The 7532-nt window shown below is 64.3% G+C and carries 5 protein-coding genes and 2 pseudogenes; 4 read left to right on the top strand and 3 right to left on the bottom strand.

The window, feature by feature from the left end; all coding sequences use genetic code 11:
• Positions 1 to 173: 173 nt before the first annotated feature.
• Together ABIB38_RS06615 and ABIB38_RS06610 are read right to left on the bottom strand one after the other, a co-directional pair.
• Positions 174 to 386: pseudogene (locus ABIB38_RS06615) on the bottom strand (IS481 family transposase); the annotation flags it as partial.
• A gap of 724 nt (positions 387 to 1110) precedes the next feature.
• The gene (locus tag ABIB38_RS06610) at positions 1111 to 1608 is read right to left on the bottom strand and encodes a hypothetical protein (protein ID WP_429202821.1); all 498 of its coding nucleotides are present in this window, start codon (positions 1606 to 1608) and stop codon (positions 1111 to 1113) included.
• Positions 1609 to 2272: 664 nt separating this feature from the next.
• On the opposite strand from ABIB38_RS06610, the gene ABIB38_RS06605 reads away from it, so the two are divergent.
• The 3 genes from ABIB38_RS06605 (at position 2273) to ABIB38_RS06595 (ending at position 5138) form a co-directional block, all read left to right on the top strand.
• Positions 2273 to 3763 (top strand): arylsulfatase, encoded by a 1491-nt coding sequence (locus ABIB38_RS06605; RefSeq protein ID WP_429202819.1) that lies wholly within the window; start codon positions 2273 to 2275, stop codon positions 3761 to 3763.
• Positions 3764 to 3855: 92 nt separating this feature from the next.
• Positions 3856 to 4716 carry a bile acid:sodium symporter family protein gene (locus ABIB38_RS06600; protein ID WP_429202817.1) on the top strand — a complete coding sequence of 287 codons (861 nt, stop codon included), beginning with the start codon at positions 3856 to 3858 and terminating at the stop codon, positions 4714 to 4716.
• Between the two features lie 38 nt (positions 4717 to 4754).
• Positions 4755 to 5138, top strand: coding sequence for a DUF1622 domain-containing protein (locus ABIB38_RS06595; protein WP_429202815.1), 384 nt, complete (start codon positions 4755 to 4757; stop codon positions 5136 to 5138).
• Between the two features lie 20 nt (positions 5139 to 5158).
• On the opposite strand, the gene ABIB38_RS06590 is transcribed toward ABIB38_RS06595, so the two are convergent.
• The gene (locus tag ABIB38_RS06590; protein WP_429202813.1) at positions 5159 to 5998 is read right to left on the bottom strand and encodes a universal stress protein; all 840 of its coding nucleotides are present in this window, start codon (positions 5996 to 5998) and stop codon (positions 5159 to 5161) included.
• On the opposite strand from ABIB38_RS06590, the pseudogene ABIB38_RS06585 reads away from it, so the two are divergent.
• Positions 5903 to 7516 (top strand): annotated as a pseudogene (locus ABIB38_RS06585) (cation:proton antiporter); the annotation flags it as partial. The gene ABIB38_RS06590 and the pseudogene ABIB38_RS06585 sit on opposite strands and share 96 nt — an antisense overlap.
• Between the last annotated feature and the right edge of the window lie 16 nt (positions 7517 to 7532).

The raw sequence follows: 7532 nt of genomic DNA, 5'->3' as shown, positions 1-7532 counted from the left end.
CCGGCGTCATTCCACTATCGGCTACATCAGCCCGGTACAGTTTGAAAATCTAAAATGCGCCTAACGGAAGTGTCCGTGACGATGGGGGAAGGCCAGTGTACCGCTTACCGCTCATATCTTCTCCTTGTGCCCGATATTATGGCTCAGGAGTGTCTACGATAGTCGTGGCGATTCACAATGGCTTCCTGGGCCTGGCTCAAGGTCGTATGCAGTGTGTGAGCGCGGTGCGAGCGATCCTGTACATCGTCGCGTCCCAGCCACTTCTGTGCAGTGGCTCGCGTGATGTTGAAAACCTTGGCGGCTTCTCTGGAAGACAGGCCGGAATCCTTGATCTCCTGGCGGATCTTCGGTGTGGTACGGGCCTGCGGGTGAATGCGTGAACTCATGCTGCCAACTGCTCCTGGTGCGATTGAATGCCGGGACTGCTGAACCCAGCAATCAAGTCGCCCAGCATAGCCTTTGCACGAAACAAAGGCCAGCTACGGCGAGGAATATGATCGCACGATACTAAACACGTAGACATGAGGGCACCCGAGAGCTGTGGTGCGCACGCGAATAAGCACCTCTGCATCGTTCCTTGTTCTGTTGCTCTCCATGGCTGATGCTTTTCTGAGGCACGTATTGAGCACGTTCGATCGTGAGACCGAAATATGTGGACACACTGTTGACGAGTGGGGGCATCGGTGCGGCATCCAGGCCAGCAAATCTGTACGATGCTCCTGCATCTTACACAGCACCTGGAATTCGCACGCTGCATCGCACAGTAGGCTTAAGAGGAGGTTCCAATGCAACTCCCTGATTTTATTGATGAGATACGGCCTGCAAAGCCGTCTAGACGGGTTCGACTCCCGTCCTCGCCTCCAGATTATTTCATGTCCAACATCGGGCATCGATCCGAATCAGCAATATACCTATCGCCGGCCTTTGCCGGCGATTTGCTTTGGCATCCTCAATCTGTGATCGTGAGCCTCGTAAATGCTTGGCAAATTCGTGGCGATTCACAACCGTTAAGAAAACGAGCGGCACGTAAAAAGAGCGGCATATATGCCGCTCTTTTCACTGAGTCCTCCATGCCGCAGCTTCAGCGCAGCCTGATGCTGTTTTCAGCGATCACTTCCGCTTGTAAGAAACACGACCCGATAACGCAATCGTACCGGCGCCATTGGACAAGTCTTCGGTTCCGCTCAGGTAGCCGCCGCCGGTCGCACGAGCAAAGGTGCCGGAGCCGCCGGTGATGGTGAAGGTGCCGCCGTTCATGACGTAGGCAGTGCCTTCGCCGGTGGGGAGGAACTGACCGCTGTAGTTGGCGAAAATCTGGTCGCCGTTTGGATACAGCAGGATGAACTTGCCATTGCTGAAGGTGAATGTCGTGCCGGACTGGGCAAAGCAGTCTCCGCCGATAAATGCGACTGGCGTGCCTTCGGCCGTCTCACCGTGGCCGGCGAGCTTGCCGCCGAGGGTGGATGCACATTGCGGCGCAGGACCAATTTTTTCGTTGAATACGCCTTTGACTTCAAGCGCCCTGACCACGGTCGGCCCGGCTGAGGCCGAGAACGAAGCGGCCATCAGGACCAGGGAGGACAGGAGTCGGATCGGGACAGTGGTCATTACAATATTTCCTTGGCTATTAAAAAAATGTTAAGTACACATACTAAGATAAGAGAAGAATCTTGTTATGCGCACGATTCAATTTTTTAACGTTGTTGCAAGTTGTGTACGCTTATCGCGTAGAGAGCCTGATCTCCAGGGATCGCGCCGACCGTGCCAGCCTCACGTACGGTAATTCGATGCTGCAGTCACCGGACGCTCGTCCACGACGAGTCGACGTCGTCCTGTTGGTTTCCGAGCGAGCTCTGGCATACCGCTGCCGATACGACCTGGCGCACTGGTCTACGGCGTTCGCTGACCGGGGTGTCATTCTGAATGACAGGTCCGATCCCGCTCCAAAGGCGGCGAAGAGGAGCCGCGACTCGGCGCGGTCCCCGTTTCCCCGTTCGCCGCATCAGAAGAAATAACCGCAGCGACGCACCGCCGCTGGCCTGCGGCACGGGAGTCACCAGGTCCTGGCTCTTGACGTAGTTGGCGGTTGGCTGGCGGAAGATGTAGCTCGCGCACCAATAGGATTAGTCGTTGGTCCCATTGCGCATGCGCCGTCGGCAAATCATCCTGTCTTCAGGTGTGACGTCCCGGCGACGCCGGGCCGGCATTTTGTTTTCTTCTTGAGATTCGGGCGTGGCGAGGTTCGCCTGCGTCGCCCAGATTGGAGAATTTCATGGCAACGAACAAACCAAACATCCTGGTGCTGTGGGGAGACGACATCGGCTGGTGGAATATCAGCTACAACAACCGGGGGCAGATGGGCTACCGTACACCGAACATCGACCGGGTGGCGAACGAGGGCGTGGCCTTCACGGATTACTACGGCCAGCAAAGCTGCACGGCCGGACGCGCGGCGTTCATCACCGGACAAAACCCGATCCGCACCGGATTGACCAAAGTCGGTATGCCGGGCGCCACTGTCGGCTTGCAGAAGGAAGATCCGACCATCGCCGAACTGCTCAAGCCGCTTGGCTACACCACCGGTCAGTTCGGCAAGAATCACCTTGGCGACAAGGACGAATTCTTGCCGACCATGCATGGCTTCGATGAGTTCTTCGGCAACTTGTATCACCTCAACGCGGAAGAAGAGCCGGAGGACGAAGACTACCCGACCGATCCTGCCTTCAAGAAGCGCTACGGCCCGCGCGGCGTGCTGCACAGTTGGGCAAACGGCGCGAGCGGGCAGAAAGTCGAGGATACCGGCCCGTTGACCCGGCAGCGCATGGAAACCATCGATGAGGAGGTCACCGGCAAGGCGCTGGACTTCATCGACCGGGCCACCAAGGCCCAGAAGCCGTTTTTCGTGTGGTACAACACGACCGCGATGCACTTCCGCACCCATCGCGCGGAAAAGCACAAGGGCAAGAGCGGCCAAGGCTTCTACAACGATGTGATGGTGGCGCACGACGAGAACATCGGGCGCATGCTGGACAAGCTGGATGAACTGGGTATCGCCGACGACACCATCGTGCTGTATTCCACCGATAACGGTCCGCACTTCAACGCCTGGCCGGACGGCGGCATTACACCGTTCCGCGACGAAAAGAACACCAACTGGGAAGGCGCCTGGCGCGTGCCGGCCTTCGCGCGCTGGCCCGGCAGGTTCAAGCCCGGCACCGTGCTGAACGGCATCGTCTCGCACCAGGACTGGTTCCCGACGCTGCTGGCCGCCGCCGGCCAGCCGGATGTCAGGGAGCGGTTGCTGGGCGGCTACCAGGCCGGCGACAAGCACTTCAAGGTGCACCTCGACGGCCACAACATGCTGTCCTACCTGAGTGGCGAGACGCAGACATCCCCGCGCAACGGCTTCTTCTACGTCAGCGACGACGGCGACATCATGGCGGTGCGCATGGGCGACTGGAAGGTCGTGCTGCTCGAGCAGCGTGCCAAGCAGTTGATGTGCTGGCTCGAGCCGCCGGTGAAATTGCGCGCCCCCAAGCTGTTCAATCTGCGGCGCGACCCGTTCGAGCGCGCCGACCAGAGTTCGAACACCTATTGGGACTGGTATATCCAGCATGGCTACGCCATCTACGCGATGCAGGGGATGGTCGCGGATCAGATTGAGGCTTTCAAGCAGTTCCCGCCTCGTCAAAAGCCGGCGGCGTTCAACCTCGACGAGGTGCTGCGGGCGCTGCAGGAAGCAGGTTCGTCCGCCAACCATTGACCGCCGCCGCAGCCATGCGCCAGCAAAGCTTGCCGTACGAATCGCGCTGGCCGGCCTCACGCGCGATCGCCATCCCTGGATAAGGCTTGCCCATGGAAGTGTTGAAAGAGATCTGGCTGCCGGCGCTCCAGGGCAGCCTGATGCTGCTGGTGCTCGCCGTCGGGCTGGATGCGACGATGCGCGAAGCCGCCTTCGTGCTCAGGCAGGCCAGGCTGCTGGCGCGCTCGCTGCTGGCGTTCGCGGTCGCCGTGCCCGCATTCGCCGCGCTGGTGGTGGCGGCCATGCCGCTCGAGCGTCCCGTGAAGATCGCGATCCTGCTGATGGCGGTGTCGCCGCTGCCGCCGCTCATGCCCGGCAAGGAGGTCAAGTCCGGCGGCCGGCGGCGCTACGTCTATGGCTTGCTGGTCGCGGTATCGTTGCTGGCGGTCGCGCTGGTGCCCATCACCGTGGCGATCCTCGCGCGGGTCTTCGGAGAGGAAGTGTCCATCAGTCCGTGGCAGGTCTTGCGGGTCATCCTCGCGTCCGTGATCGCGCCGCTGGCCCTGGGCATGGTGATCCGTCATTTCGTGCCGGACGGCGCGCGCCGCGCGGCGCCGTTCGTCACGCGGCTTGCCAACGTCATGCTGGTGGTCACGCTGCTGCCGCTTTTGTTCAGGGTGCTGCCGACGATGTGGCAGCTGGTCGGCAATGGCACGCTGGTGGCCATGATCGTGGTGCTCATCGGCGCCTTGCTGGCCGGCCACGTCATCGGTCGCCGCTCGGAGCCGCACGACCAGCAGGCGCTCGCGGTCGCCTGCACGATGCGCCATCCCGGGATGGCGCTGGTGATCGCGCACGCCAATTTCACGGAACCCGAGATCAGCGCCGCGATCCTGATGTTCCTTATCGTCGGCATGCTGGTCGGCTTGCCTTACCAGGGCTGGTATAAACGCCATCGCCTGGCGCCGCAGTGACCCTGCGTGGCGCCCCGGTGCGCATGAATGGGAGAGCCATGATGGAAGCCGCCCTGTACACGCTGGCGCGCAATCTGGAGCTGGCGCTGGGGGCGATCGCGCTGTTGATGATCGCCGCCGGTGCGCTCAGAGCCCTGGCGGGCATGGCGCTGGCGCTCGTGCACAAGAGCCTGCCCGGTGACCGCTTGCGTGCCATCTTCATTGAATTCGCACGCTGGCTGGTGGCCGCCCTGACCTTCCAGCTCGGCGCCGACATCGCCGCCACGACGATCGCGCCCGGCTGGGACGAGCTGGGCCGGCTCGCGGCCATTGCCGGGATCCGGACCATGCTGACTTATTTCATCGACCGCGACCTCGACCGGGCGCGTGAAGAGCAGCGTGCGCAGGGCGAGCAAGCCAAGGTGCTGCACGGCGTACGGTGAGCCGGTGGGGGCGGCGTGGGCTAGTGGGCGAGCAAGAGCGGAATCTGCGCCTGGCTCAGCAACGCGCGGGTCGTCCCGCCCAGCACCCATTCCCGATACCGGCTGTGGCCATACGCGCCAGCCACGATCAGTCCGGCGCCGTTCTGCCCGGCGAGCGTCATCAACGCCTCGGCTGGCGCCGCGGCCGTCCGCTCGAGCACCACTTCGGCCTCGACGGCGTGGCGTGCCAGGTAGAGCGCCATGTCGGCGCCGGCTTCCTCTCCATGCAGCGCCGACAGTTGGTCGGGATTGATCAGCGCCAGCTTGACGTTCTCGGCCGTGGAGAGGAGGGGCAGGGCGGCGGCCAGGGCGCGCATCGCCTGGATGCGCCCATCCCAACCTGCAACGATGGTCTTGGCGATCGGGGCCGAATGGTATCCCGGCGGCACCACGAGAATCGGACGGGGACAGTGGACGGCCAGCTGTTCCGGCAGATTGCGCCGTCTCGGCCAGTGGTCCGAGGCGGCGTCGGGGTCCTGGCTCAGCACGACCAGGTCCGCATACCGCGCCTGCAACGCCAGGCTGATGTCGGGAAGATCGTCCTCCAGCCGTGTTTCCACCGATGCGACGCCCAGCTGCTCCGCTTGCAGGGCGAACTCCTCCAGAAGCCTGGCGCCCCGTGCGCGCAGCGCCTCGAAATCGACCAGAGGCGAAGGGGCGTTCATCGATCCTGCGGACAAGGACAGGTCGAGCCACGTGATCCCCGTCGAATTGCAGCCGATGAGATGGGAACCCTGCGCTTGGGCGACGACGGCGGCGGCGCGCACCCGGCTTTCCTGCTGGGGGCTGCCGTCGACGTCAACAAGAATGGTTTTATACACTTTGCGCTCCTGACCGGTTGTGAATGTCGTGACGGGCCGGCAACGCGCACAGGCGACGTCGCGAACGCCGGCAAGGCCCCGTCGGCCCGCTGCGCGGGGAGGAGCCTCTTGCCAGCATGCGCCGTGCATGATCATAAAGTTTGCGCTGCATCAGATGGATCGATAACGGTTTGCCGGTGGGGCGGTGGCGGGTATCGAGGTTCAGGTGTATGTCACTCGTCGTCCAGCGCGCGAACACCCCGCGCGAGGGCATGCCCGCGCTGCTGCGCGAGCCGATGCTGCTGGCGCCGGCCATGCATTTCGTCGAGGCGCGCCGGCGCCGTCAAGCGTCCCTGGCCGCTGCCGTATCGCTTAGAATCGAAGACGCCAGCCGCCTTGCCGTCCGTCGAAGGAGCGCCCGTGCACGACGCCCCCGCTTTTCCTTTTCTGCGCGAGATATTGCTGTTCCTGATCCTGGCGGGCGTCCTCGTGCCGACCCTGCAGCGCCTGCGCGTCAACCAGGTGCTCGGCTTCCTCGCGGTCGGCGTCCTGCTCGGGCCGTTCACCGCCGGGCCGCTGGCCGGCGCGCCGCCCTGGCTGGCCGCGCTCGCGTTTCCTGCCGGGCCGGGCGTGTCCCTGCTGGCCGAGATTGGCGTGCTGTTCCTGATGTTCTCGGTCGGGCTCGAACTCACGGCGGGCCGCCTGTGGTCGATGCGGCGCTGGGTGTTCGGCGCCGGCAGCGCCCAGGTCGCGCTCACGGCGTGCGCGCTCGGCGCCGCGCTGTTCGCCTGCGGCCTGCCCGGCCCCGCCGCGGCGATCCTGGGCCTCACGCTCGCGCTGTCGTCCACCGCCGTCGTCATGCAGCTCCTGCGCCAGCAACACATGACCGGCACCGCGCTCGGCCAGGCCGTGTTCGCCATCCTGATGCTGCAGGACCTGGCCGTGGCGCCGCTGCTGATCCTGACCGGAGCGCTGGCGCCCGGCGCCGGCGCGGACGGCGCCGGGCTCGCCATGCAGGCAGCCGGCGCCATCGCCAAGGCGGCGCTGGGGCTGGCCGTGATCTGGCTGGCGGGCCGCAAGATCGTGCATCCGCTGTTTCGCGTCCTCGCGCGCACCTACCAGCCGGACACCTTCATGGCGCTCATCCTGCTCACGACCTTCGGTCTCGCCGCCCTGGCGGCCGCGGCCGGGATGTCGATGGCGCTGGGCGCCCTGGTCGCCGGCCTGCTGCTGGCCGAAACCGAATTCAGGCACGAAGTCGAATGGATGGTGGAACCGTTCAGGGGCTTGCTTATGGGCCTGTTCTTCATGACGGTGGGCATGACCATCGACCTGCGCCTGGCGCTCGCGGCGCCGTGGGCGGTGGCCGGCGCCGTCGCCGCCCTGGTGCTGGTCAAGAGCGCCGTCGCGGCCCTGGTGCTGCGCGCCGGCGCGCTGCCGTGGGGCCGTGCGGCCGAGGGCGGCCTGCTGCTCGGGCAGGGCGGCGAGTTCGCCTTCGTCGTGATCGCCTACGCCATCGGCGCGGGCGTGCTCGCGCCGGCGACGGGCGCATCGG

The sequence above is a fragment of the Massilia sp. UYP11 genome (assembly GCF_050434805.1).
Taxonomy (GTDB): Bacteria; Pseudomonadota; Gammaproteobacteria; order Burkholderiales; family Burkholderiaceae_D; genus Telluria.
The sequence above is the reverse complement of the archived record's forward strand: the minus strand, read 5'-3'. Positions and strand labels throughout refer to the sequence as shown.

Excerpts from the sequence above, each read along its gene's own strand:
- ABIB38_RS06610 (WP_429202821.1), bottom strand. The coding sequence starts at position 1,608 with ATGACCACTGTCCCGATCCGACTCCTGTCCTCCCTGGTCCTGATGGCC.
- ABIB38_RS06595 (WP_429202815.1), top strand. The coding sequence starts at position 4,755 with ATGATGGAAGCCGCCCTGTACACGCTGGCGCGCAATCTGGAGCTGGCG.
- ABIB38_RS06600 (WP_429202817.1), top strand. The coding sequence starts at position 3,856 with ATGGAAGTGTTGAAAGAGATCTGGCTGCCGGCGCTCCAGGGCAGCCTG.
- ABIB38_RS06605 (WP_429202819.1), top strand. The coding sequence starts at position 2,273 with ATGGCAACGAACAAACCAAACATCCTGGTGCTGTGGGGAGACGACATC.